Origin of the sequence: Sphingomonas glacialis (genome assembly GCF_014653575.1) — a bacterium.
Taxonomy (GTDB): Bacteria; Pseudomonadota; Alphaproteobacteria; order Sphingomonadales; family Sphingomonadaceae; genus Sphingomonas; species Sphingomonas glacialis.
In genome coordinates, this window is the sequence record NZ_BNAQ01000011.1 from 24,976 (window position 1) to 51,124 (window position 26,149).

Here is a 26,149-nt window from a genome sequence, read left to right on the forward strand (position 1 = left end):
TCAGCACGACTTTTCGAGGGGTAGTCGATTGTAGCGCGTATCGAAGGATAGTCCCCATCACGAAGGAGCCATCCATGCGCCGCTTCCCTGTCCTGATTGCCGCTGCTGCGACCCTTGCGCTCGCCGGCACCGCCTACGCGCACCCCAAACTGCTGTCTGCGAGCCCGTCCGCGAATGCGACCGTTGCCAAGCCGACGCATATCGAGCTGCATTTCAGCGAAAAGCTGCTGCCAGCCTTTTCCAAGGCCGAGCTGACTATGGCGGCCATGCCCGGGATGGCCGCCATGAAGATGGCCAGCGTAGCAAAACTGGGGCCTGATCTTCGTACGCTGATCGTCACTCCCAACGGCTCGCTCCCGCACGGCCGCTATAGCGTGGCATGGCAGGTGGTCTCGACAGACACGCACAAGGTCGCCGGAAGCTATGCCTTTGCGGTGAAGTGAGACGATGGCCGATTGGTCACTGATCGGCATCCGCTTCGCGCTTTACCTGACGCTGGCGGCGCTGTTCGGCCTCTCTGCATTCGGCCTCTATGGGCTGCGGGCAAACGAGCGCGGTAACGCGCTCGCGCTCCGCGCATGGCTGGTCGGCAGCGCGGCCCTCGGCCTCTTATTTTCGGCCGCCTGGATTGTGCTGATGGCTTCCTCGATGGCGGGAACGCCAGCGTGGCCGATCGATGGCGAAGCGATCGGCGCGCTGCTCTCCGGCTCTGCCATTGGGGCGGCTTGGAAGCTTCGCATGGTCGTGCTCGTTGTCGCCGGGGTGGCGGCAATGATGATTGCTCGCCACGGAATCTGGCTGTGCATCGTCGCGCTTTGTGGCGTCGTTGCGATCGGAACGCTGGCGTGGACCGGGCACGGTGCGATGGATGACGCCGCGATCGGCTGGGTTCACCTTGGTGCCGATATTCTGCACCTCGTCGCTTCGGCGACTTGGGTCGGGGCCTTGTTCGGGCTGATCCTCCTCGTCTCGCGGCCCGCTGCGCGGGTTGATGCAGCACACCTTGAACTGACGCACCGCGCACTGCACGGGTTCGGGATGGTCGGAACGGTCGTGGTCGCTACGATCGTCGTCACCGGATTGGTCAACGGCTGGATGTTGGTCGGTGTCGACCACCTCACGGACCTCGGCAAGTCGCTCTATGGTCAGCTCCTGCTCGCCAAGCTGATGCTGTTCGCAGCCATGCTCGGTCTTGCCGCCCTCAACCGTTTTCGGTTGGCGCCGACTTTCGAGCGATCGATCGCCAGTACCGATCATCGCAGGGCTCTCGGTATGTTGCGCGCGAGCCTCGTAACCGAGACCGGGTGCATCGTCGTCATCCTCGGACTCGTCGCCTGGCTGGGGACCCTCGCTCCCCCTGCATCGGCGATGTGAGGATCGGCCGGGCGGTCCTCGTGGCTCCCGGCCTCCTGCTCTGATGGATCAATCGGAGGACCACTCCCGTTTGTTTCCAAGGGCAACCGACCCCGGCCGCGTAGAGTCTAGGTAGGCGGGCTTGACCTTGACACGATGTCAGACCCTACATGCCCTCGGGTAGAAGGAGTCTCACGCCATGAACGACCCTCATTCCCATACGCCTCAAGCCAGCGGGTGCGGCTGTTCCGGGCATAGTACCACTGGGCCTGCGGCCGGGACTGTCTCTCCCGCGCCAGCGGCCTGCTGCTCGGGCGGAGCGCCTGAGGGACCTCCCGAGACGGCCAGAAACGACGAGCATCACCCTGAGGCTGGAGGTTGCTGCGCTGGCAGCACGGTCTCTGAAGGCGCAGCGACGGTTACGGACCCGGTGTGCGGGATGACGGTCGATCCGGCGAAAAAGGGCCCATCATGCCGAGCACGCCGGCCAAACCTACCATTTTTGCAGCGCTGGTTGCCGGACCAAATTCGTCGCCAACCCTGATGCCTATCTCGGCGACAAGCCGAAACCTGAGCCAGCGGCGACGCCGGGAGCTATCTGGACGTGTCCCATGCACCCGCAAATCCGCCAGGAGGGACCGGGGACGTGTCCGATTTGCGGCATGGCGCTTGAACCGGAAGAACCGTCGCTCGATGATGGACCCAATCCCGAGCTGGTCGATTTCACGCGTCGGCTGTGGGTGGCGGGCGTGCTCGCCGTGCCGCTGCTGGCGATCTCGATGGTCGCCGAAATGCTCGGCGTCCATGTCGTCAGTCCTGCCGCATCGCCTTGGATACAGCTTGCGCTAAGCGCCCCGATCGTGTTGTGGGCGGGCTTGCCGTTTTTCCAGCGCGGATGGACTTCTCTTCGCACCCGCCATCTCAATATGTTCACGCTGATCTCGATCGGGGTCGGCGCTGCCTTCCTCTACAGCTTGGTCGCTACGGTTGCGCCCGGCATCTTTCCGCCGACCTTCCGCATGCACGGGGGCGTGGTCCCGGTTTACTACGAAGCCGCGGGCGTCGTGGTGGCGCTGGTTCTGCTCGGACAGGTTCTCGAACTGCGAGCCCGGGCAGCGACGGGGCGCGCGATCCGCGCCCTGATGGATCTTGCCCCCAAGACAGCGCGCCGACTGCGCGCCGACGGATCCGAGGAAGAAGTCAGCCTTGCCAACGTGGCGGCCGGTGATCGGCTACGCGTTCGTCCCGGGGATGCGATCCCGGTTGACGGCGTGGTGGTCGAGGGACGCTCCTCGGTCGATGAATCGATGCTCACCGGCGAGCCCGCCCCTGTCCTCAAGGAGGTTGAGGCGGCCGTCACGGGTGGAACGGTCAACGGCACGGGCAGCCTGGTCATGGAAGCGCGCGCGGTCGGGTCGGCTACCATGCTGGCGCGGATCGTCCGCATGGTTGCGGACGCGCAGCGCAGCCGTGCCCCGATCCAGGCAGTCGCCGATCAGGTGTCTGGCTGGTTTGTGCCGTTGGTCGTGCTGGTTTCTATCGCGACGTTCGTGGTGTGGTCACTGGTCGGTCCTGAGCCGCGCATGGGCCACGCCATGCTCAATGCCATTGCCGTGCTCGTCATCGCCTGCCCCTGCGCGCTGGGTCTCGCTACGCCCATGTCGATCATGGTCGGGACGGGCCGCGGGGCTCAGGCCGGCGTTCTGGTCAAGAACGCGGAAGCGCTACAGGGGCTAGAAAAAGTCGATACGCTGGTCATCGACAAGACGGGCACGCTCACGGAAGGCAGGCCTAAGCTCATCGCGGTCCAGACGATCGGCGCCATCATAGAGAACGACATGCTAGCGCTTGTTGCGGCCGTCGAAGGGCAATCGGAACACCCGCTCGCACACGCGATCGTCGTTGCCGCCAAGGATCGAGAATTGCAGCTCGGCACGGTCACGGACTTCGCCTCGCAAACCGGTCTAGGGGTCAGCGCCAAGGTCAATGGCCGTTCGGTCGTGATCGGCAACGCCGAGCAAATGAGCCGGATTGGCGCTGATCCCAAGCCGCTCGATGCCGATGCCGATCGTCATCGTGGCGAGGGTGCAGGCGTAATTCTGGTGGCGATCGATGGCGCTCTTGCCGGCCTGCTCGCGGTCGCCGATCCGGTCCGCGCCAACGCCGGAGAGGCAATTGCCGCACTCCGCCAGCAGGGCCTCCGCGTCATTATGTTGACCGGTGACAATCAGACGACTGCCGATGCGGTCGGCCGCGCCGTCGGCGGGCTCGACGACGTGCGCGCCGGTCTGCGCCCGGAGGACAAGGCGCGCATCATCGGCGAGCTGAAGGCGGGCGGCGCCAAGGTCGCGATGGCTGGCGACGGCATCAACGACGCTCCCGCTCTCGCCGCGGCCGATGTTGGTCTGGCGATGGGTACGGGAACGGACGTGGCGATCGAAAGCGCCGGCATAACGCTCACGCGCGGCGATCTCTCGGCGATGGTGCGTGCCCGGAAGCTCGCCCGGGCGACAATGCGGAATATCCGTCAGAACCTGTTCTTCTCGTTCCTGTTCAACGGGATCGGCGTGCCGGTCGCGGCCGGGGTGCTCTACCCCGTGGCTGGCATCCTCCTCTCGCCGATGCTGGCCGGCGCGGCGATGGCGCTATCGTCCCTTACCGTGGTCCTCAACGCGCTGCGGCTGAACACGGTGAAGCTATGAACATCGGAGCGGCATCAGATGCCAGCGGCGTCTCGCAGCGCATGATCCGCCATTACGAGAAGATTGGCCTCGTGCCCGCACCGGCGAGGCGTGGGAGTTACCGCGACTATGCCGACCCCGACGTTCATCGCCTTCGCTTCATTGCCAATGCGCGTGACCTGGGGTTTCCGATCGAGGAGATTAGGACGCTGCTCGGGCTGTGGTCCGATCGCAGCCGATCCAGCAGTGAAGTCAAAATGCTCGCGCAAGCGCGCGCTGATGAACTTGGGCGTAAGGCGGCTGCGCTCGAAGATATGCGATCGACGCTGCTGGAATTGGTAAACCGCTGCCACGGAGACGATCGACCGGACTGCCCGATTCTTCGCCGCATGGAAGCATGAGGTTGCGCCTACTCGCTAGGGCGACGAGCAACGCCGTCCCGCCACGGTCGTTGCGAAGAGCGAAGCGTGATCCGCAGTGACGCTGCCCGGCCGCGGATCGCGTCCATGGTTCGTCCCATCTCGCGCGCGATCTGTCCGACGGTCTGCCTGGCCGCCACGCGCCGGCGTAGCTCGGCGTCGGCCTCGTCCGTCCAGCGTGCGCCATGCTGATCGGTCAGCCCAAAATCTCCTCGATCAGGAGCAGACCCAGAAAACCGATGAAGAACATGGCGCTGATGAGCGGTGTGTCGGGCTTCTCGTGCGCCTCGACCAACAGCTCCTCGGTCACGAGGTAAAGCAGAGCCATCAGCCCGAAGCTCAGAAACCCGGCGATAACGACGGGCGGGAGTAGCGCCACGGGCGTCGCCAGCGCCGCGCCGATTGGGAGCAGCAGCGCGATCCCCACCGTGATCGCCACGATACGGGCCTTCGATCGGATCCTCTCGCCGAGTTCGGTCGTCACGGTCAACCCGAGGAACAGCACCTCGAGCGTCAAGGCGATGGTGAGCAATATGCCCGCCTTACCGCCGGCGACGAACGCCAGCCCCAGCACCAGCCCGTCGATCAAAATGTCGACGCCGACCGCGCCGAGCATCGCGATCGGCCCCTTGGCCCGACCCTCGATGGCTTTCAGCGAAAGCATGACGATGATGCCGATCGCCCCCCCGATGAAGGTCGCGATGGGCGAGCCTTCGTGCATCACCTGCGGAAGGATCTCGACTGCGGCTGCGGCGAACACCACGCCTGCTGCCAGATGTTGCATGGCGCTCACGAACGCTTCGCTCGGTCGTCGGGTAACAGCGACCAGCGAACCGAGCAGTACGGCCGTGACCGGGATCAGGGTGAAGACTAATGCCTGCATGTCGCGCCCCTCAAACGGTCTTGTCGGATTCGAGCGCGCACGGCGTACCCGGGTCGGTCTCGATCTGGATCGTCGCGTGGTCGATCCCGAACTTCTCCTTCAGGGCTGCCGCGACGCCGGCCGTGTAGGCGTCGCCGGGATAGCCGCTCGGGACGAGCAGATGCACGGTCAAGGCCGTCTCGGTCGTGCTCATCGGCCAGACGTGAAGGTCGTGGATATCCTGCACGCCCTCGCGTCCGCGCAGGAAGGTGCCGATCTCCTCGGGGTCGAGGCCAGGAGGTGCGGCCTGAAGGCTCATGTTCACGGAATCGCGGAGTAGCCCCCACGTCCCGATCGCGATCACCGCAACGATGACGAGGCTCGTCACCGGGTCGATCCAGGTGAGGCCGGTCTTCACGATGATAAAGCCTGCCACCACGACGCCGGCCGACACCGCGGCGTCGGCCGCCATGTGGAGGAACGCGCCCTTGATATTGAGATCGCCCTTGCGGCCCGACATGAACAGGAGCGCGGTCGCCGTGTTGACGACGATGCCGATCGCCGCGACGATCATCACCGTGCCGCCCGCTACCGGAGCCGGCTCGGAAAAGCGCCGGATCGCCTCGACCGCGATCACGACGATCGCGACGAGCAGCAGCAGGGCATTGAGGAACGCAGCCAGGATCGATGAGCTGCGGAAACCATAGGTGTATTTGCCGCCCGGGCGGCGCTTACCCAGTGTGGCTGCACCCCAAGCGATCAACAGCCCCAGCACGTCGCTCAGATTGTGGCCGGCATCCGCCAGCAGCGCCATCGATCCCGAGGCGATACCGTAACCGGCCTCGATAATGACGAAGCCGAGATTGAGCGCGGTGCCGATCGCGAAGGCAGAACCGAAGCTCTTGGGCGCGTGATCGTGCCCCGCGTGACCATGGCCTTTCCCGCTGTGGTCATGCCCGCCATGATCGTGTGCGTGCTCGGCGCTCACTTTGCGACACCGCGACTCACGAGCCGGGCAGCAACGGTCCCGACGGTGATCGTCTTTCGAATAATGGACATGATCGCTTCCTTGAATTGGTGGGTCGGCACAAGCAGCATCGATCGGACCTGACGATCATTCCGCAGGGACGGGGGTACCTTGTCGGGTAGGGGTTCGATCGCGACGGCGCGCGGTGAAGCGCGCCGCCCAAGCAGTGATCGCCGGGAGGACCAGCAGTGTCAGCACCGTCGACGTGATCAGCCCCCCGATGACGACAGTAGCGAGCGGACGCTGGACTTCCGCGCCCGTGCCCGTAGCAAGGGCCATCGGTACGAAACCGAGCGAGGCTACCAGTGCCGTCATCAGGACCGGGCGGACCCGCTCCATCGCGCCATCGGCAATGGCCTGGTCTTCGTCCTCGCCTTCCTCTCTGCGGCGCTTGATCGCGCTCATCATGACGAGCCCGTTCAGCACCGCGACGCCCGACAGGGCGATGAAGCCCACGGCCGCGGTGATCGAAAACGGGATGCCGCGAAGAAGAAGCGCGAACACGCCGCCCGCGAGGCCCATCGGCACAGCCGAGAAGACGATGGCGGCAGGGACGAAGCCGCCAAGCGCCATGTAGAGGAGCGCGAAGATCGCCGCGAAGCAGATCGGGACCACCAGCGCCAGACGCAGGCGCGCCGATTGCAGGCTCTGAAAGGTGCCGCCCCAATCGGTATACATGCCGGCGGGGAGCTGCATCGCAGCGACCTTTGCCTGCGCGTCCTTGACGAAACCGCCGAGGTCGCGATCGCGGACGTTGACTTGGACCGTTACCATCCGTTTGCCGTTCTCGCGGCTGATCTGGTTCAGCCCCTCGGTATAGCGGAACCGCACTACCTCACGCAGCGGGATGGAGCGGGCCGTCTGCCCATCGGTGGTAGGCAACATGACCGGGATCGAGCCGAGCGTATCAATGTCATCGCGCTGCGCGTCGGGTAAGCGGACGACGACGTTGAAGCGCCGATCGCCCTCGAAGACCACTCCCGCTTCCCGGCCGCCCAAGGCGGTCGCGACGGTGTTCGCTACTTCCTCGACCGACAGACCGAGACGAGCTGCGGCCTGGCGGTCGATCTGAACGTCAAAGGTCGGCGATCCCGACGTCTGCTCGACGCTCACGTCACCCGCACCGGGAATGCTGCGGACGGCCGCAGCGATACGTGATGCCTGCGCATTCATGGCGTCCAGATCATCGCCATAAAGCTTGATCGCGACGTCGGCGCGGACTCCGGCGATCAACTCGTTGAACCGCATCTGGATCGGTTGCTGGATCTCGGTGCGGTTGCCGATGACGCTCTTCATCCGCTCCTCGATGCGCCGGATTACGTCGTCCTTGGTTTTGACCCCGGCAGGCCATTCGTCCTGCGGCTTGGGAATGACATAGGTATCGGAAGCGTTCGGCGGCATCGGATCGGTGCCAAGATCGGCATTGCCGTTCTTGGAGAACACCAGCGCCACCTCTGGCAGGGTCTTCAACGCGTCCTCGAGCCGCATCTGGATCTCGGTCGATTGCTCGATCGAGGCAGACGGCACCCGGAAGTTGGTGACGGTGATATCCTTCTCGTCGAGATGCGGCATGAACTCCTCGCCGAGGAAGCCGAAGCAGAACACCGCAGCCGCCAACACGCCGGCACCGCCCAAAATGAAGGGCACAGGACGGGCGACGGCACGGGTCAGGACCGGCGCGTACCGCTCCTTGAACCAGCGGATCGGCCGAACCTCCGTCTCGCTGACGCGGCCCTTGATGACGATCGCGATCAGCGCCGGCACGAAGGTCAGCGACAGGATGAAGGCGCAGGCAAGGGCGATCATCAGCGTGAGCGCCATCGGCGAGAAGGTCTTACCCTCCACGCCCTGGAAGGTGAGGAGCGGCGTAAAGACGAGGAAGATGATGAGCTGGCCATAGACGGTCGGCCGGATCATCTCCTTCGCCGACGTGGTGGTGGTTTCGAGACGCTCCTCGAGCGTCAGCAACCGGCCTTCTTCCTGTTGTCGCTCGGCGAGGTGGCGCAGGGCGTTCTCGACGATGATGACGGCACCGTCGACGATGAGACCGAAGTCGAGCGCCCCAAGGCTCATCAGGTTGCCCGACACCCGCAAGGCATTCATGCCAGCGGCGGTCATCAGCATCGTGATCGGGATGACAGCGGCAGTGATGAGCGCTGCCCGCACGTTGCCCAGCAGCAGGAACAGGATCACGATCACGAGCAGCGCGCCCTCGGTCAGGTTCTTCTCCACCGTCGCGATCGTCGCATCGACGAGTTTCGAGCGGTTGTAGACCGGCTCGGCGAACACATCCGGCGGCAATGTCTTCTTGATCTGTTTGAGCTTGTCGGCGACCGAGGTCGCAACGATGCGGCTGTTCTCTCCGACCTGCATCAGCACGGTCGAGATAACCGCCTCCGAGCCCATACGGCTTCCCGAGCCTGTCCGGACAGCACCGCCGATGACGACCTGTCCGACGTCCTTTACTCGCACCGGCACGCCGTTGCGTGTCGCGACGACGGCTTCCTGAATATCCTCGATCGACTTCAGCCGGGCGTCGGCCCGTACCAGAAAGCTTTCGCCCGCACGCCGCACGTAGTTCGAGCCTGCGGACAGGTTCGCGCGCTCCATCGCGGCCGCCAGCTCGGTGATCGAGATGCCGTAGGAAGCAAGCGCGTTGAGGTTGGGTTCGATCAGATATTGCTTGATGTAGCCGCCATTGGAATCGACCCCGGCGACGCCCTTCACGTTGCGCATCTGCGGCCGGATGATCCAGTCCTGCACGGTGCGCAGATAGGCGGCACGGGCGAGCGGCGTGGTCAGCCGTTCGCCTTCGGGGGTGAGATAGCTTCCGTCCGACTGCCAGCCGGGCTTGCCGTCGACATGTTCCGGCCCCTTTCCGTCGGGGTGTTTCCAGGCGATCGAGTAGAAGAAGATTTCGCCTAGGCCGGTGCTGAGCGGGCCGAGATTGGGTTGTACGCCCGGCGGCAGATTGTCCTTGGCTTGTGTGAGGCGTTCGCTGACCTGTTGGCGTGCGAAATAGATATCGGTCGCGTCGGTGAACACCGCCGTTACCTGGCTGAAGCCGTTGCGCGAGATCGAACGGGTCATCTCAAGCCCGGGGATACCGGCCAGCGCTGTCTCGACCGGGTACGTCACTTGCTTTTCGATATCGACCGGTCCGAGCGTCGGCACGAACGCGCTGACCTGGACCTGCCGGTTGGTGACGTCCGGCACCGCATCGATCGGCAACCTGGTGATCTGCCAAGCCCCGAAACCGATGACGACGAGCGTGAGGAAGGCGACAAGCCAGCGAAAGCGGACCGACGTCGATAGGATGCGTTCGATCATTCCTCGCCCCCCTCGTTCTTCTCGAGTTCGGCTTTGATGAGAAAGGCGTTGGTCGTGGCGATCGGCGTGCCTGCGGCAAGGCCATCTGCGATTGAGACCATGCCGGCCGAGCGATTTGCTACGCGGACGGTCTGCGCCTTGAAGCCCTTGGCGGTGCGAACGAACACGACAGTTCGATCGCCGAGCGTCTGTACGGCATCTTGCGGGACCATGACGCCGCCTTTGGCGGCACCGCCACTGGCGAAGATCCGCGCCTGAACAAGCTGGCCGGGGGCGAGCGTGCTGGTCCCGGCTGTCGGCGTGATGACAACCGTGGAGGTACGCGACTGCGGATCGACAACGCCCGTCGACGCACGCACGCGCCCCTCGACAGTGCGTCCATCGGTCGTGGTCAGCTCGACCCGATCACCCGCCCGAACACGGCCGGCGTCTACCAGCGGCACGCTGGCAGTGATCTGAAGTTGGCGCGGATCGGCAACGCGAAACAGCTCGGTTTCCGCCGCGACGAATTGACCGAGGTTAGCGGCCTCGCTGGTGACGCGACCCGCAACCGGACTGACGATCGCAACCGAACGGCCATCGGCCGATACGCGCGCAGCGCCTGCGGCGGCACTGGCACGACGAGCGTCAGCCTGGGCGACCGAGAGGTTCGCCTGCGCGGACTCGAAGTCGGCACGGGGGCTGACGCCCTGTGCCAGCAGCGAGCGCTCGCGGGCGAGTTGCTTGGATGCGAGCGTCACGCGCGCCGACGCCGACGCACGATCGGCGACGATCTGGGAGGCATCCCGACTTTCGACCAGCGCGAGCGTCTGCCCTGCCCGAACGGGATCACCGATACGCGCGAAAATGCGCGTGACGGTGCCCGGCGCGCGGGCAGTCAGGACCGCCTCGGCATCGGGGGTCGCCTCGACGGTCGCAGATGCGAGGACCGCGGCATCCAGTTCGCCGGTTGCGGCAGGCGCAACGGTGATCTGCGACGTAGCGATAGCTTGCGGCGTGATAGTGAGCGTGCCGACTGGTTTGGCTGGTGCGGCTTTTTCAATCGGTGCTGGAGCGGGGGCGGGAGATTGAGTGAGACGGGCGGCGCCGAAGCCGAGCGCCGCGGCGGCGACCAGCCCAACGGCTGCGCCTGTGTAAAGACGATTGCGATCGGTCATTGGACCGGTTCTCCGGTAATGGTGAGGCCCTGCCGGCGGGCAAAGTCGATCCGGGCGTTGAAACGCGCGGCAGTGGCATCAACGACGACACCTTCCGCGAGCCCGAGGTTGCGGCGCGCGGCGATCAACTCGATTAGCGGGGACTTGCCCGCTCCGTAGGCGATCCGCGCAAGGCGATATGCCTCCTGCGCTGTTGCCAGTGTGCGGGCAGCGGCTGCGGCACGAGCGTCAGCGGCCCCGATCAGTGCGCCGGCAGTGCGGGCGTTCGCCTCGGCGTCGAGCCGGACAACCGCTGCACGGGCCTCCGCACCCTGTAGCTCGGCTTGTGCCGCGGCGATGTTACCCTTGTTACGGTCGAAGAAAGGCAACAGGATCGCGACGCCTGCGACGACGGCAGGTCCGCTTGCGAGGCGCACCTGGCGGACGCCCAACTGCGCGGTGATGTTAGGGATCGCGAGCCGCTGTTGAACCGCCACCTGACGTGCGGCGGCCTCCCGCTCGGCGTCGGCCACCCGTACCGCAGTCGATTGCAGCGGATCGACAGGGCCGCTGGCGGGTCGCGCTTCGAGCCGATCGAGCAACGATTCCGAGACACCGGTGAAGGGCGTGAGCGATCCTGCCAGTGCCGACAGACGCGCAAGCGCGACCGTTCTCTGTGCACGCGCGTCCTCGAGGTCGGCCTGGACGGTGTTCAATTCCGTCTCAGCCTGGACCTGTCGAAGCCGCGCTTCCTTGCCCGCGTCGACGAGCGCGCGCGCGACCTTGAGATCGCCGGACGCGGCCTCCAGATTTGCCTCCGCGAGACCGATCCTGCGTTCGGCGATCTCGGCCCCGGCATAGGCACGCGCCAGTTCGGTCGCGTAGCCAAGTCGCCCGTCCAACCCTCGGGCCTGGGCGGCAACGACGCCGGCTTCGCCGGCAGCGATCCTCGCGGACCGCTTGCCGCCAAGCTCAATGGGCTGGTCGACCTGAAAGGTTGTTTGCTGCTGGTCGGTCGCGTTACGCGTCCTGTCGCCGATGAAGTTCTCGGCATAGACGCTCAGGGACGGATTGAGCCGGGCGCGTGCCTGTTGGGCAAGACCTTGTGCGCGCGCGACGTCGGCATCGAGCGCCGTCACCCGCGGATTATCGCGGGCTTGGCGAAGAAGTTGAGCATAGGGCGGCGCGGATTGCGACCACGCCGCGCCCGCGGGCATCAACGCCGCGAGACTGCCGAGCAGCACGAACGCGCGCTGTTGGCCATGATGACCGTTCATGTTCTTTGATCCTCCAGGGGGAAAGCCTTGCGGCGCACAAGCGCCGGAGAGGCTCAGCCCTGGGGTGGTCTCAATGGCCCGGAAGGATCGCTGCCAGCGCGAAAGAGGGTAACGAACGGGAGCCAAGCTTGATCGGCGAGCCCCTGTAGCACCGTCGCGACCGGCTGAGCCTCGATCGATACGAGGGAGGCGGTGGCATGGGCGACGACGTGGATCGGACCGTCGGGGTCGGCCTTCTTATGACGGCCATTACTTTGCCCGATCGATACGGCGTGGATCGGATCGGTGTCGTCAACTACCGCGCTATGCCAGCTCGACAGTGCGAACACGCCAAGGATCGCCGCGAAGGCGAGCAGCGCGCCAAAAAGCGAGAAGCCGGGGCGACGCACCGTCATCATATCAGAGGCGAAACCCGAACCGGGGCGCCAGCAAGGTCATCGCCAAATAGAGCACTATTGTCAGTATACACCCAAGCGTCAGCGCAAGCCAGAAGGGGAGGCCGGAGCGCAACAGCGCGGGGATGAGGAGAAACATCGGCAGCGACGGAATGACGTACCAGAACGTCGCACCAGCATGCGCCGCCATATTCTCGGCGTCGGGCTTGTCGCGCCATAGCCAAATCATGCCGAGGACAGAGACGAGCGGCAGCGAGGCGATCAGCGCACCGAAGCCGGGAAAACGCTTCGCCACCTCCGACGCCGCGGCGATCAGGATACCGGAGATGAGGGCTTTGACGGCGAGGTAGAACATCAGCGCGCACCGTCCTTGGCAAGGCGGGTACTCAGTTTCGCCAGACGCTGCGGCAGGTCGCTTGCGACGCGCCGTGCGTCGCCAGGCCGGAGGTTACGCCAGCGGCGGACTTCCTCGCGCGTGCGACCGCAGCCCTGACACCAACCGGTTCGGGCGTCGAAACCGCAGAGTTCAACACATGGCGAACGCATCAGATCGCGCCGATGCGGCTGAGTCCGCTCAAGCCGGAATAGGCCATATAGCTCGCGATTATGATCATCAGACCAGCCGATGCGTACGGTGCCTTGCGCGCGAAATCACCGAAGCCGGACCAGCGCTTCTGAATCTGATTGACGCTGAGGGCAGCAATGACGCCTGCGCTGACCATCGTCACCGCCAAGCCGACGCTGAACGCGCTGACCAACACTACACCCAGCGAGAGGCGCTTGAGTTGGAGGCAGAGCAGGAGAACGGTGACGGCTGCGGGGCAGGGGATAAGCCCACCCGTGAGGCCAAACAGCGCGATCTGGCCGGTCGTCACCTTCCGGTCGGCGAAACGGCGACTGATGTCGGAGGCATGGGCGCGCTCGTGGGCGTCCATGTAGGCATCGTCGCCCGTCACCTTGAGGCCGTCCGTCGGCGCCCCATGGTCGTGACCGTGATCGTGTTCGGCGAATGTGAGATCGTAGTCGTGGCTGTGACCGCCATGTCCGAGCGATACCCGCGCTGCAAAGGCGTGCGGCTCGGGGATCTCTTCAACGCTCTCGATAAAGTCGCCGCGATCGACGAAGCGGAAGGTCTGCGACCGTCCCTCGTCGCGGGTCGTGGTGACGGTCACGTCGTCAGCCTTCCAACCGCCCTTGCCGAAGCGCGCGCGCCAGCGAGGCGGTACGCCGTCCTCGAAGATTTCGAGACGCATCATGCCGTGGCCGGTATCAATTGAGCGAACCTCATCCTCGCCATGATGATGGTGATCGTGCGCCGCTTCCGCCTTCTGGTCCGCACGCGTGCGCCAGACCATCCAGAGGCCGATGCCAAGTACGATGACCGCAGAGCCGAGTAACAGGTAAGGCTCGGTCGTCTCGGTGTTGATGCCGCGGCCGAGATACTGCCCGCCGAGCGCGATCCCCCAAACGATCGCAGTATGCGACAACGCTGCGCAAAGGCCGAGTAGCACGGCTTGGCCGACAGTGCCGCGCACCGCGATAATGAACGCGGCCATCATCGTTTTGGAATGACCGGGCTCCAAACCATGCAACGCGCCCAGCAGCAACGCGCTCGGGATGAACAGCCAAAGGTTCGTGCTACCCTGCTGAATGAGGTCTGCAAACGAGGTCATCATATTTCCCGATGTTTCAGAGCGTCCAAACGATAGCTGTGCATGGGTGCCGAGATCGGGCTTCTGTATCCCCCCAGGGGGATCAAGTCCATCCCCCTGGGGGGGGATACTCGACAATCGTTCAAGGAATGTCCTACATGGGGTGACATGGCCCACAGCGATCATTCCAGTCATCCTGCGATCATCAAGCGGCTGAACCGTGCGAACGGCCACCTTCGCAGCATCGTCAGCATGATCGAGGAGGAGCGCCCCTGCGTCGACATCGCGCAACAACTTCAGGCGGTCGAGAATGCTATCGCCAGCGCCAAGCGCGCGCTGATCAACGACCATATCGACCATTGCCTCGTCCACGCCGAAGAGGGCGAAGGGACCAAGGCCGCGGCGGAGCAGTTCCGAGCAATCTCGAAATATTGGTAGAAGCGCCGCTCCCTCGCTCTGCGGGGGAGCGGCGCTTGATTCTCTGGCCCTAGTCGACGCGTAAGGTGGCGCCCCTGATCGGGTCACGCGGCCGCGTTTATCTGCTGCACGCCCTCGGCACCCATCCGGGGCAACAGCCAACCGGCTGCGGTCTGTGCCTGCGCCACGGCCATAGCCCCGGCGAGCAGGACCGGAGTTGCCCTCCGCGTACCCGTTCGATTTCCTCGCAGTGAGGGCCGACGGGGATCGATGTGCCTTATCCACGATGGAAAAGTGTCCAAAGGATCTCACATTGGGTTTTTATAACGCGGCCGCATCGATGGCCCAATGTAGGGTGGTGTACCAATCCGAGGTGCTCAACGCAGAGCAACTTTGAGAAAGGACTGATAATGAACAAGCTTCCGCTCTTCGCCATGGCCGCCGCCGCTGCCGGTTTGGTTCCCGCCATGGCCGTTGCCGCGCCGAACAAACCAGCGGCTAAATTGTCGATGGCACAGGCGCGCGCGATCGCGCTCAGCAAGGCACCCGGCAAAGTCGCCGATGCCGAGTATGAAAAAGAAGGTGGCGGTTGGCGCTATTCTTTCGACATCCGACAGGGAGCGCGCATCCACGAAATCGGTGTCGACGCCAATACTGGACGTATCGTCGAAGACAAATTTGAAGGTCTGAATGCAAAGGACTGACACTTTGTCCTTCGTCGCTGCCGCGATCAGATGCGCATCCTGATCGCAGAAGATGATGATGATTTGGCCGAGTTCCTCGAGCATTCGCTCGGCGAACTCGGCCACGTCGTCACGTGCGTCCGGTCGGGGTTGGATGCATTGCATTTTGGTTCGGTCGAGGTGTTTGAGGTAGCAATCCTTGACCGAATGTTGCCTGGAATGGACGGCGTCGAAATCCTGAAGCGATGGCGGGCTGCGGACATCGTGACCCCGGTCCTTATGCTAACTGCTCTTGGTGGAATCGCGGACCGTGTTGGCGGACTCAATGCGGGCGCAGACGACTATCTCGTCAAGCCCTTTGTCTTTTCGGAACTCGCTGCCCGCCTCGCGGCACTGGCGCGCCGCCCTACGATCCGCGAGCCGCAGACGCAGTTTACCGTGGGCGACGTGACGCTGGATCTTCTCGACCGCAACGTGAAACGCGCTGGTCGCGACATCGCCTTGCAGCCACGGGAATTTGCTTTGCTTGAGCAGCTGATGCGTCACGCTGGGCGTATCGTCACCCGGACTATGTTTCTGGAGACAATCTGGGGATATCATTTCGACCCCAAAACGAACATCGTCGACAGCCACCTCAGTCGCATGCGGGCGAAGTTGAATTTCGACTTTGATTTCGATCCGATCGAGACTGTGCGCGGCGTAGGATATAGGATACGCACCGATGCCTGAACGTCGCTCCAGTGCGGCGTATCGGATCGCATTCACCTATTCAGCTGGGTTCGCGTTGCTAGTGGCCGTTTTGGGGGCGATCGTCTTCCTGGCGGCCGATCGAAGCTTCAGGCAGCAGCAGGATGCCGCAATCGCCGAGGAGTCCGCGTCGCTCTTGCGGGATTATCGCGATGAAGGCCTCGGCGATCTTCGCGAGCGGATCGATGCGCGCGAAGCCAGCCATTCGACCAATTCGTTCAGCTACGCCCTCTTCGACGGTGCAGGCAAGCGCATCGCCGGCGGCCTGAATACCAAACCGAAGGGCTCAGGGTGGCACGACATTGTCTTTGTCGATCCCGAGGAGGGGGCTGATCCGGCGCGAGCCCTAGCCACGAACCTGCCTGAAAACATTACCTTGATGGTGGCGGCGGATACGGAAGCGCTGGAGCGGATCGACCATACGATCCTCGTGCTGTTCGGCGGTGCATTCGTTCTTGTCCTCACCGCCGGCGCCGCAGGAGCGTTGATCCTAGGGGGCTATCTGCGCCATCGGCTCGGCCGGATCAGCGGGACCGCGCGCACCGTGATGGCCGGCGATTTCAGCCAGCGGATGCCGGTCAGCGCGCGCAACGACGAGTTCGACGCTGTATCTGCATCGCTGAACGCGATGCTCGACCGCATCGCCCTTCTTCTGGAAAATTTGCAGCAGGTTTCCAGCGATCTCGCGCACGATTTGCGTACGCCTCTGGTCCGGATGCGCAATGGACTTGAGCGCGCGCTCGCGGACGATGCGCCGCGCGGAACACAGCAGACGGCCATTCAGGCCGCGCTTCGGGAAAGCGATGATCTGCTCGACTTGTTCGCCGCGATACTGCGGATTTCGGAAGTCGAAGGCGGGGAGCTGATAAAATCGTTTGCACCCGTCGATCTCGTCGCCTTGGTTCAGGACGTCTGCGAAAGCTGTGAACCTGCGGTCGTAGACGGCGGACGCACTCTTCGGTGTACCATCGAAGGTTCGGTCTTCGTCGCTGCGGACCGGGAACTGCTGGCGCAGGCGATCATCAATCTCCTTGAAAATGCGCAAATCCATACGCAGACCGGAACGAAGATCACGATCGAGATGGTGCACGACGAAGCGTCAGCCAGCATCATCGTCTCCGATAATGGAACGGGTGTCGCCGTGGCCGACCATGACCGCATACTGCGCCGGTTCGTACGACTAGATGCCAGCCGGACCACCCCTGGCAACGGTCTGGGTCTAAATCTCGTATCGGCCATCGTGATGTTGCATGGAGGCGGCGTCACTCTGTCCGACAACGAACCAGGGCTGCGCGTCACAATTAACTTGCCGAGGCTGCTCGAACGATGAAACGCCATTTCGCCTGTTCCTTAGCCCTATTGGCTTCGGGCTGCGCCACCTACCATCCCGTGCCGCTGCCTCTGGCTGGCGGAAATGATCTTTCGCGTGCTTCGATCAACGCGGTGCTGGCTCACGACGCGACAACGATCGACAGACCATATCTAAAACCGACGTCAATCGACCTCTCGCGACCGCTCGATCTCAACGCGGTCGGCGTCATTGCGGTAATCGCCAATCCCGACCTTAAGGCGATGCGCGTGCGAGCAGGGATTGCCGACGCGCAGGTATTTGTAGCGCGCCTCATGCCCGATCCAACGCTCAGTATAGGGGCGAGCAAGGTCTTAAGCGGACCAGATCCGCTCCTTGACCTGACAAGAGCCCTTGGACAGGACATCAACGCTCTTCGCACGCGCGGTGCGCGCATTGCCGCGGCGGGCGCGCAAGCAAGGCAGGTCCGGCTAGATCTCGCTTGGGCAGAGTGGCAAACCGTAGGTCAATCGCGGATCCAGGTCGTAAGGATCGCAGGTCTGGAGCGGATCTATGAGCTCGCGCGGTCAAGCTTCGCGGCGACGGCATCGTTGCTCGACCGAACGTTGCGAGCAGCGGGGCGCGGCGACATCGGCGCGGAGCAGGTGCAAGCCGCGCGGCTTGCAGCCTTCAGCGCCCAGCAACAGGTCCGCACGAGTGAACGCGATCTCACCGCGGCGCGTTACGAACTAACGCGGTTGCTGGGTCTCCCGCCCGCAACAAAGCTGGAGCTGGCGCCGCTTCCACTGCCCAAACAACCGGCCTCGCCCTCGGCGCTTTTTGCGGTCGCTTTGCGTCAGCGGGCCGATCTTCAGGCGCTTCAGGCGGGTTACGCTTCACAGGAGGCGGCTGTGCGGCTTGCCATTCTAAACCAGTTTCCCACGCTTGCGCTGAGCGTCAATGCAAACCGGGATTCAGCCGGCAATCAGTTGCTCGGACCAGTCATCGATTTCACACTGCCGCTGTGGAACCGTAACAGAGGTGGCATCGCGGTGGAACGCGCAACGCGAGAAGCACTCAGGGCTGAATATGACGCACGCGTTTTTCAGACGCGCGCCCAGATCGAAGCAGCAGTCGGAGGAATCGCGGTCGCTCGGTCGCAACGCGACACGGTGCTAAAGGGGCTGCCAGCACTCCAAAGGTTCGAGGTGGCAACAGCGCGTGCGGGGAAACGTGGCGATCTGCCGCCCGCCACTGCCCAAACCGCCGCGCAATCGCTGCGCGACCAGGAGACGCTGCTCGCGCAGACGACGCAGGACATCGAAGAGCAGACGATCGCGCTCGAACTGCTGACGGGAACACCGAAAGAGACATGGCCATGAATCTGAAATTGCTCGGTCCCGCTGTCGGCCTTTTTCTCACTGCTTGCTCCGGAAGCGACAGCAGCGCCGATCAAGCGACACCTCCTACTGCTTTGGTCACGCTCGCGCAGGCGACGCAGGGCTCGATTGCCGAGACCGTGAAGCTCTACGGCGTCGCGGAGGCAGGACCTGCCGGAAGCATCGCGTTGTCGGCACCGACTGAAGCCATCGTCGCCCGCATCGTTGCGCCGGTCGGCACCAGGGTCACACGCGGTCAACTGGTCGTTCAGTTGTCTCCGGCACCCAATACCCGCCTCGACCTCGCAAAAGCCTCTGCGGATGCCCGCGCCGCCGATGCTGCATACGCTCGCGCGCAGCGGCTTCGTAAAGACGGACTGGTTGGAGACGCCGATGTGGAAACGGCTCGGGCTGCGGCGCAGAGTGCCGACGTAACGCTGGCAAGCTTGCGCGGTCGTGCAGGTAGCCTGGCGCTGACAGCCCCCGCTGCAGGGTTTGTCGCGAGTGTCGCCAACAATCCCGGTGATCTCGTTCAGGCGGGCGCGTCAATCGCGATGATCACGAACGGGAGCGGTCTGCGTGCGCGCTTCGGGGCCGATCCCACGGTCGCAAGGACCTTGTCGTCTGGTGCACAGATCAAAATCGCCGGCACCAAGGGCCGCGCGACCGTGTCCGTGCCGATCCAGTCGATTGATCCGGTCGTAAACTCGAACACCCGCCTCGCATCAGTGTTCACGACTCTGCCTCCGTCCCTCGGCATCGGCTCTGGCGAGGTGCTGCAGGGGGAAGTTGCCACGCAGACCCAAAGCAGCGCGGTGACCATTCCTTATCAGGCGTTGCTCGATGATGGCGGCCAGCCATACGTCTTCGTGGTCGCGAGCGGCATCGCCCACCGTCATGACGTCCAAACCGGACCGACCGGCGGCGATCGCATCGCGATCGTCAAGGGCGTCAGCTCGGGCGACAGGGTCGTGACCGATGGTGGGACTGCGCTCGAGGATGGCATGAAGGTCCGCACGAAGTGAAGAGAGGTATCGCTCTTCATGCGCGCGCTCTCTGGCTTGCAGCGATCCTATTGACGCTCGGGGGCGTGGCTGCCGCCATAAAGCTGCCGGTCAGTCTATTTCCGTTCATCAACTACCCGCGGGTTGTCGTGTCGATCGACGCCGGTGAACGTGACGCGGCGCAGATGACTGCGCAGATCACGCGGCCGATCGAGATCGCGCTGCGCGCGGTGCCCGGCGTTTCCGGAATCCGTTCGACAACCAGTCGTGGGACCGCCGAGGTCGCGCTTAACTTTGCCTGGGGTCACGATATGGTGTCGGCGACGCTCGCGACGCAGAGTGCGCTGGCCACTGTAGTGCCCGATCTGCCGGCCGGCACCAGGTTCGACGTTCGCCGCTCCGATCCGACCATCTTTCCGGTGCTCGGAGTAGCGCTCACGTCGAAGACTCTCGATCAGGAGGCCTTGCGACAAATCGCCGAATTGACGGTACGGCCTGCTTTGACAGCCGTCGGCGGGGTCGCAGGCGTGGACGTGCTGGGGGGAAGTCCTCGCGAGTTCGCGGTCGACATCGACCCCGCTAAAGCGCAGGCCTTGGGGCTGAGTCTGCAGGATGTGGTGGCCGCTTTGACCAAGGCGAACGACGTTCGCGGAGTCGGTCGGATCGAGGATCGGCATCGGCTATATCTGGTCCTGGCACAAAACCGGTTGGCGACGATCGCCGACATTTCCGCCACCCCCCTAAAGGCGGCGAGCGTGCCGAATGGTACTTCCCAGGCGGGATCCCGCGGCACCGGTGTTCCAAACCAACCGGAAGTCGGTGTCTCAACGTTAGGACAAATCGCCAACATCCGCGTCTCGACAGCGCCAAGCTATACCCTGGTCACTGCCGGTGGCCAGCGCGCTGTTTTGGTCAACGTTCGTCAGGCGCTGAACGGCGACACGACGAAGATCGTGAATGAGGTCGATGCTCGGCTAGCAACGCTCGGCCTGCCTCCATCCGTCAAAGTGACTCCATTCTACGATCAGTCGGAACTCGTGACGGGTGCCGCAAACGCAGTACGGGACGCAATCCTCTTGGGCGCAGTGCTGGCCGGCGTTGTGTTGTTCGTATTCTTACGCTCGGCCCGGCTAATGGTCATCACCGGCCTGATGCTGCCCGCTGTTCTGGCGGGCACGGGCCTCATCCTGCTCGCGACCGGCATGACCTTCAACATGATGACGCTCGGCGGTATGGCAGCGGCAGTTGGCCTCGTCGTCGATGACGCCGTCGTCATGCTCGAACACATCATGCGCCGCATGCAGGAGGGAACGGCGAAAGGGGTAAAGGGGATCCTAGCAGCGGCAGCCGAGATGAGCTCACCCTTGTTTGGTTCGACCTCGGCAACGATCGTGGTTTTCCTGCCACTCGCCCTCATCAGCGGAGTGACTGGCGGCTTCTTCAAGGCGCTTGCGCTGACCATGGTCGCCGCGCTGACGTTGTCGCTGTTGTATGCCCGCTTCGTAATCCCGCTCGCGTCCGCCTATTGGCTGCGGGAGAAAGATGCCGAGGCTGCCGAAAAAGCCGGAGGGTTCATGAGCCGCCTCGATCGTGGTTATGCGCGCGCGGCTGACCGTAGCTTCGCTAAACCGCGACTGTTTGCAGCACTGTTGGGCATTGGATTGGCGGTCCTTGGCTATGCCGCGTGGAGCCACGTCCCATCAGGGTTCATGCCGCACATGGATGAGGGGGGGTTCATCCTCGACTACAAGGCGCAACCGGGTGCTGCGCTATCAGATACCGATCGGTTGCTTCGTCAGGTAGAGACGATCATCACATCGACGCCTGAAGTTGCGAGCTATTCCCGCCGCACTGGCCTGCAGCTTGGCGGAGGCCTCACCGAGGCAGATGAAGGAGATTACTTCATCCGCCTGAAGGGTGGCTCGCGCCGTTCAATCGATGGGGTGATGGCCGAAGTCCGGCAGAAGATCGACGCTCAGGTTCCTGGCCTCCAGATCGAAACCGCGCAGCTGATGGAGGATCTGATCGGCGATCTCACCGCGGTGCCGCAGCCGATCGAGGTGAAACTGTTCGGCGAGAATCCCGCGGTGCTGGAACAGGCGGCCAAGCGCGTGGGGGCCTCTATCGGCGGCATATCGGGTGTGGTCGAGGTGGTCGATGGCCTGCGCGTCTCCGGCGATGCGATCGACATCACGGTCGACCCTGCCTCTGCGGCGCTTCAGGGTCTCGATCCTGATGCTGTAGCAACCCAACTCCAGGCGTTGGTGGGCGGTACTACAGCAACCCCAGTGCGGATCGGTGAGCAATTGGTAGATGTGAGAATTCGGGCGCCGGCCGATTTGCGATCTCGCGCGTCGGAACTCGGCCGTCTGATCCTTACAGCACCCGACGGGCATGCCGTTCGGGTCGATCAGGTCGCGAAAATATCGATCAGCGCTGGGCAGAAGCAATTGACCCGCGAAGACCTCGCCCCGTTCATTGCGGTCACGGCGCGGCTGGAGGGGCGCGATTTGGGTTCGGCCATGAAGGAGGTGCGATCGCACGTCTCCGCACTGAACCTCCCCGGTTCGATCCGCGTCGAATATGGCGGATTGTATGCCCAGCAACAGCAAAGCTTCGCTGATCTTTCGATGGTGTTCGCCGCCGCGCTGTTGCTGACCGCGCTGCTTCTGACATTCTTGTTCGAGCGTTTGATCTGGACGCTGTCGGCCCTCGTTACTGTGTTGCTATCCGCAGCAGCAGTGCTGATTGGGCTGTGGGTAACGGGTATTGAACTCGACATCTCGGCTTTGATGGGGCTGACCATGGTCATCGGGATGGTCACCGAGCTCATTATTTTCCTGTTCGCCGAGATCGATCGAGATCAGGTGGTTGACCTAGGTGCGCTCCGCGAGGCGGCCAGTAAACGTCTCCGGCCGATCCTGATGTCGGCATTGATCGCAATCCTGACGTTGTTGCCGCTCGCGCTCGGGATGAGTCGCGGTTCTGGCCTTCAGAAGCCGCTTGCGACTGCAATCATATTCGGGTTGACCGCGTCGGTCCCCCTCGTGTTGCTGTTTTTGCCGGCGATGATCGCGGCGCTGACGCGGCGCAGAGCTGACCACAGTCGACAGGAGGAAGCGATTTGAGAAGGTTCTTGGTCCGGGCAGCGGTGGCGTCGACCCAGGTTCTTTAAGCATCCGATGCGGACAATCGGTAGGTCCGACGTTGGTGATCGTCGTGACCCAGTCAGCCGTATGACATGCGCCGCAGGTGATCCGGGTGGTGTTTATCCCTAACTTGCTCGGTGCAGCGAGCCGTTGGCTAGTCGTTGCACAACCGCAGATGCTCGAGAGGATGCCATGAAGCTGTTGCTGCTCGAGGATGACGACGCCACACGGGTGCATCTGGAACGCACGCTGGTCGCCGCCGGCTATGTCGTCGACGTGTGCAGCGACGGGCGCCACGCGATCGCTCTCGGCTCGATCAATGAGTACGCCGTGTTGATTTTCGACCGCATGGTACCCGGCATCGACGGTCTTGGCGTACTCAAAGCACTCCGCGCAGCGGGGGTTCGATCGCCGGCACTGTTCCTAACCGCGATCGATGGCGTGCACGATCGCGTCGAGGGACTCGACGCTGGGGCCGACGACTATCTGGTCAAGCCGTTCGCTGCGATCGAACTCATAGCGCGCGTGAACGCGCTGTTGCGGCGACGGCCTGCGACTGACGTCATGACCGCGCTCCGCGTCGCTGATCTCGAAATCGATCTGATCAAGCGCAGCGTCAAACGGGCGGGGCAGCAGATCCTACTTCAGGCACAAGAGTTCAAACTGCTCGAGTATCTGATGCGCCATGCCGGCGAGATCGTGACGCGCTCGATGCTGCTCGAAAATGTCTGGTCGTTCCATTTCGATCCGCAAACCAACATAATCGAGAGCCATATGAGCCGATTGCGGTCCAAGGTCGACCGCGGCTTCGACCGGGAACTGATCCACACGATCCGCGGATCGGGTTATAGTCTCGATGCGCTGGCTTAGCGGTTTTCGCAGCGGCGCTTTTCGCTTCGCACTGTTTCTCGCACTCGTGTTTGGGGCGGGCGCCGCGCTGCTCCTCGCTGTCGTTGAACGCTCGATCTCACGCTATGCCGTTGAAGCAACCGATGGAGGCCTGAAAAGCGAAGCGGCCATCCTGCAAGGTGAGGATCGCGAGGGCGGTCGGTCCAACCTGCTCCAGGCGATCGCTCTTCATCGGAGGGCTGGCGGTGAAGAGGCCTTTCGCTACCAACTGACCGATCGCCGGGGGCGCTTGCTCGTAAACGATATCGGCACAAGCAACGCAAAGATAGGGTGGGGCGAAGTCGAGGTTTTGGACGATCCGCAGGACGCGGGTGCCCGCCCAGAAATGCTGAAGAGCCTGGGCGTGCCAATGCCCGAGGGAGGCGTGTTGGTCGTCGCAACCGACACTTACGACGTTCAGGAGCTACGCCGCGGGCTTGATCGCTTCACGCTCTTCGCCGGGGTTTTCATCACGTTGTTCGTGCTGGCAGGCGGGTATTTACTCGGGGGTCTGTTCATGCGGCGGCTGGACCGCGTCAACGTCGCGATCGGCCGGGTCATGGCAGGTAATGTCGCGGAACGGCTGCCGACGATCGGGATCAGCCGCGAATTCGACCTTCTGTCGTCGAACCTCAATGCCATGCTCGACCGGATCGGCGCGTTGATGGAAGGTTTGCGCCAAGTGACGACCGACATCGCGCACGATCTGCGCACACCGTTGACCAGGCTGCGCCAGCAACTCGAGGCGACGCGAGAGGCAAATAGTATCGACCACTACACAGCGGGAATTGATGTCGCTGTTCTCCAGACCGATCAAATCCTTGCGATCTTTCGAGCATTGCTGCGGATCGGCACGCTGGAAGGGGGTGACGGCCGGCAATATTTTCGCCCCGTGAATTTGAGCGAGGTCATCGGGCACGTGGTGGCAGCTCACCAGCCGGTGGCAGAAGATGACGGCAAGGCCCTGCTGGCGGAGCATGAGCCTGGGCTCGTCGTCGCGGGAGACGCGGAATTGCTCACACAAATGCTGACCAACCTGATCGACAATGCAATCCGGCACACCCCCGCTGGCAGCCTGATCGTCAGTAAGCTGGAACGCATGGACGACAGTGTCATCGCGACCATCAGCGATGATGGCCCGGGCGTTCCGGCGGGGGAACGCGTCAATGTTCTTTCCCGCTTTTACCGACTTGATCGTAGCCGTCATCTGCCCGGCACCGGTTTGGGCATGTCGCTCGCGGCGGCGATTGCCGGACTCCATCATGCGCGCATCGACCTCCTGGATAATAGCCCGGGGCTGCGCGTGCGCATAACCTTTCCCAAGTCCCCACCAGCGTTAGAACACAGCGCCAGCCCGTCAAAAAACCAAGCAGATTAGCAATCCCTAACGTGACGTGCGGCACCCGCCGGGTCAGAAGGCGCTGGCTATTATCCCGGAGACCGCAATGCCCCGCCATTCGCTTCCTGCCTTGCTCGCCGCTGCTGCCATGCCGCTCGTGATCGCCGCAACTCCGACACCGACCTATTCGGTGGCCCAGTCTATCGCCGGACCCGATGGGTCGTGGGATTATGCGAGAGCCGATGATGACGGCAGCCATGTCTATGTCGCGCGCAGCAATGCCGTCACGGTAATCGACGTGACGACAGGCGCGGTTTCTTCGCTCGGTAATGTGCAGCGCGGACACGCGGTCGTGCCGCTGCCCGGGGGCAAGCTCCTCGTGACGAGCGGGACCGATGGCACCGTGCGGTTGTTCGACACCGGGTCGGGCACGGAATCCGCGAGCATTCCGGTCGGTAAGAAGCCCGATGCTGCTATCCTCGACGCCACGATGACTCACGCGTTCGTCATGAATGCCGACAGCGGTACCGTATCGGTGATCGACCTCGCCGCGGCAAAGGTGACCAAGACCATAAAGGTGAGCCCAGCGCTCGAATATGCAGCGTTCGGGTCGGACGGCACGCTGTTCATCAATAACGAGGACAAAGACGAGATCGATACCGTCGATGTCACGCGCGGGGCTGCGGGCAAGACGATCGCGCTTCCGGGCTGCAAGGCCCCCACCGGCCTTGGCTATGACAAAGCGCATGACCGGCTGATCGCATCGTGCGCCAACGGCAAGGCTGCCATTGTTGATGCGCACAAGCGGCAGCTGACGGCGCTGGTCGATATCGGTTCGGGGCCGGATGCGGTGATCATGGATGAAGCCCGTGGTCTCGCCTTCATCCCCTGCGGAAAGGATGGCATTCTCGATATCCTCGCCCTCACTGGCGTCGCAGTGACGCATGTCGGAGTCGTTAAGACCGAGGTCGGCGCACGGACCGGAGCGCTCGATCCAAAGACGGGGTCGATCTATCTACCGACTGCTAAGTTCGGCGCCCCCGCTACTGCCGGTGGCCGACCTGTGATGCTGCCTGGGTCTTTTCACGTCCTGGTCTTAAAGCGGGCGTGATCGGCAGGGCAC

At 63.5% G+C, this 26,149-nt stretch carries 22 protein-coding genes and 1 pseudogene; 14 read left to right on the forward strand and 9 right to left on the reverse strand.

Annotated features, from left to right (window positions below):
- The first annotated feature begins 74 nt into the window (after positions 1-74).
- The 4 genes and pseudogenes from copC to IE187_RS19855 all read left to right on the forward strand — a co-directional run bounded on the left by copC (position 75) and on the right by IE187_RS19855 (position 4,435).
- A complete protein-coding gene (gene copC, locus IE187_RS19840) occupies positions 75-443 on the forward strand; it encodes a copper homeostasis periplasmic binding protein CopC (RefSeq protein WP_189677741.1) in 369 nt (122 codons plus the stop codon).
- 4 nt (positions 444-447) lie between these two features.
- Entirely contained in the window at positions 448-1,374 is a 927-nt protein-coding gene (gene copD, locus IE187_RS19845; RefSeq protein WP_189677742.1) for a copper homeostasis membrane protein CopD, read from the forward strand.
- A 418-nt stretch (positions 1,375-1,792) separates the two neighbouring features.
- Positions 1,793-4,055: pseudogene (locus IE187_RS19850) on the forward strand (heavy metal translocating P-type ATPase).
- Positions 4,052-4,435, forward strand: coding sequence for a MerR family DNA-binding protein (locus tag IE187_RS19855; protein WP_010165232.1), 384 nt, complete (start codon positions 4,052-4,054; stop codon positions 4,433-4,435). Before IE187_RS19850 ends, IE187_RS19855 begins: the two are co-directional and overlap by 4 nt.
- A gap of 214 nt (positions 4,436-4,649) precedes the next feature.
- Here IE187_RS19855 and IE187_RS19860 read toward each other — a convergent pair whose 3' ends face one another.
- The 9 genes from IE187_RS19860 to IE187_RS19900 form a co-directional block, all read right to left on the reverse strand.
- Entirely contained in the window at positions 4,650-5,336 is a 687-nt protein-coding gene (locus IE187_RS19860; RefSeq protein ID WP_189677743.1) for a ZIP family metal transporter, read from the reverse strand.
- A gap of 10 nt (positions 5,337-5,346) precedes the next feature.
- Entirely contained in the window at positions 5,347-6,303 is a 957-nt protein-coding gene (locus IE187_RS19865) for a cation diffusion facilitator family transporter (protein WP_189677744.1), read from the reverse strand.
- Between the two features lie 126 nt (positions 6,304-6,429).
- Positions 6,430-9,672: an efflux RND transporter permease subunit gene (locus tag IE187_RS19870; RefSeq protein ID WP_189677745.1), complete on the reverse strand. Its 3,243-nt coding sequence runs from the start codon at positions 9,670-9,672 to the stop codon at positions 6,430-6,432.
- On the reverse strand, positions 9,669-10,829 hold the full coding sequence (locus IE187_RS19875; RefSeq protein ID WP_189677746.1) for an efflux RND transporter periplasmic adaptor subunit: 1,161 nt from the start codon (positions 10,827-10,829) through the stop codon (positions 9,669-9,671). The genes IE187_RS19870 and IE187_RS19875 overlap by 4 nt, the downstream gene beginning before the upstream one ends.
- Positions 10,826-12,085 (reverse strand): TolC family protein, encoded by a 1,260-nt coding sequence (locus tag IE187_RS19880; protein WP_189677747.1) that lies wholly within the window; start codon positions 12,083-12,085, stop codon positions 10,826-10,828. The genes IE187_RS19875 and IE187_RS19880 overlap by 4 nt, the downstream gene beginning before the upstream one ends.
- Positions 12,086-12,138: 53 nt before the next feature.
- Positions 12,139-12,483: a hypothetical protein gene (locus tag IE187_RS19885; RefSeq protein WP_189677748.1), complete on the reverse strand. Its 345-nt coding sequence runs from the start codon at positions 12,481-12,483 to the stop codon at positions 12,139-12,141.
- A 1-nt stretch (position 12,484) separates the two neighbouring features.
- A complete protein-coding gene (locus IE187_RS19890; RefSeq protein WP_189677749.1) occupies positions 12,485-12,835 on the reverse strand; it encodes a DUF3147 family protein in 351 nt (116 codons plus the stop codon).
- Positions 12,835-13,026, reverse strand: a complete 192-nt coding sequence (locus IE187_RS19895; protein ID WP_189677750.1) for a DUF1289 domain-containing protein — start codon at positions 13,024-13,026, stop codon at positions 12,835-12,837. The genes IE187_RS19890 and IE187_RS19895 overlap by 1 nt, the downstream gene beginning before the upstream one ends.
- Positions 13,026-14,153, reverse strand: coding sequence for a nickel/cobalt efflux transporter (locus IE187_RS19900; RefSeq protein WP_189677751.1), 1,128 nt, complete (start codon positions 14,151-14,153; stop codon positions 13,026-13,028). The genes IE187_RS19895 and IE187_RS19900 overlap by 1 nt, the downstream gene beginning before the upstream one ends.
- Before the next feature lie 42 nt (positions 14,154-14,195).
- Here IE187_RS19900 and IE187_RS19905 point away from each other — a divergent pair, with 42 nt between their 5' ends.
- From IE187_RS19905 to IE187_RS19950, 10 genes are all read left to right on the forward strand, one after another.
- Positions 14,196-14,570 carry a metal-sensing transcriptional repressor gene (locus tag IE187_RS19905; RefSeq protein WP_438810941.1) on the forward strand — a complete coding sequence of 125 codons (375 nt, stop codon included), beginning with the start codon at positions 14,196-14,198 and terminating at the stop codon, positions 14,568-14,570.
- 389 nt (positions 14,571-14,959) lie between these two features.
- Complete coding sequence (locus IE187_RS19910) at positions 14,960-15,253, forward strand: PepSY domain-containing protein (RefSeq protein ID WP_189677752.1); 294 nt, start codon at positions 14,960-14,962, stop codon at positions 15,251-15,253.
- Positions 15,254-15,283: 30 nt separating this feature from the next.
- Positions 15,284-15,961 (forward strand): winged helix-turn-helix domain-containing protein, encoded by a 678-nt coding sequence (locus IE187_RS19915; RefSeq protein WP_189677753.1) that lies wholly within the window; start codon positions 15,284-15,286, stop codon positions 15,959-15,961.
- Entirely contained in the window at positions 15,954-17,309 is a 1,356-nt protein-coding gene (locus IE187_RS19920; RefSeq protein WP_229839581.1) for a sensor histidine kinase, read from the forward strand. The genes IE187_RS19915 and IE187_RS19920 overlap by 8 nt, the downstream gene beginning before the upstream one ends.
- Positions 17,306-18,649 (forward strand): TolC family protein, encoded by a 1,344-nt coding sequence (locus IE187_RS19925; protein ID WP_229839582.1) that lies wholly within the window; start codon positions 17,306-17,308, stop codon positions 18,647-18,649. Before IE187_RS19920 ends, IE187_RS19925 begins: the two co-directional genes overlap by 4 nt.
- A complete protein-coding gene (locus tag IE187_RS19930; RefSeq protein ID WP_189677754.1) occupies positions 18,646-19,671 on the forward strand; it encodes an efflux RND transporter periplasmic adaptor subunit in 1,026 nt (341 codons plus the stop codon). The genes IE187_RS19925 and IE187_RS19930 overlap by 4 nt, the downstream gene beginning before the upstream one ends.
- Complete coding sequence (locus tag IE187_RS19935; RefSeq protein ID WP_189677755.1) at positions 19,668-22,778, forward strand: efflux RND transporter permease subunit; 3,111 nt, start codon at positions 19,668-19,670, stop codon at positions 22,776-22,778. The genes IE187_RS19930 and IE187_RS19935 overlap by 4 nt, the downstream gene beginning before the upstream one ends.
- Before the next feature lie 213 nt (positions 22,779-22,991).
- On the forward strand, positions 22,992-23,669 hold the full coding sequence (locus IE187_RS19940; RefSeq protein ID WP_189677756.1) for a winged helix-turn-helix domain-containing protein: 678 nt from the start codon (positions 22,992-22,994) through the stop codon (positions 23,667-23,669).
- On the forward strand, positions 23,656-25,065 hold the full coding sequence (locus IE187_RS19945; protein WP_189677757.1) for a sensor histidine kinase: 1,410 nt from the start codon (positions 23,656-23,658) through the stop codon (positions 25,063-25,065). The genes IE187_RS19940 and IE187_RS19945 overlap by 14 nt, the downstream gene beginning before the upstream one ends.
- A 67-nt stretch (positions 25,066-25,132) precedes the next feature.
- Positions 25,133-26,137, forward strand: a complete 1,005-nt coding sequence (locus tag IE187_RS19950; protein WP_189677758.1) for a YncE family protein — start codon at positions 25,133-25,135, stop codon at positions 26,135-26,137.
- Positions 26,138-26,149: the final 12 nt, after the last annotated feature.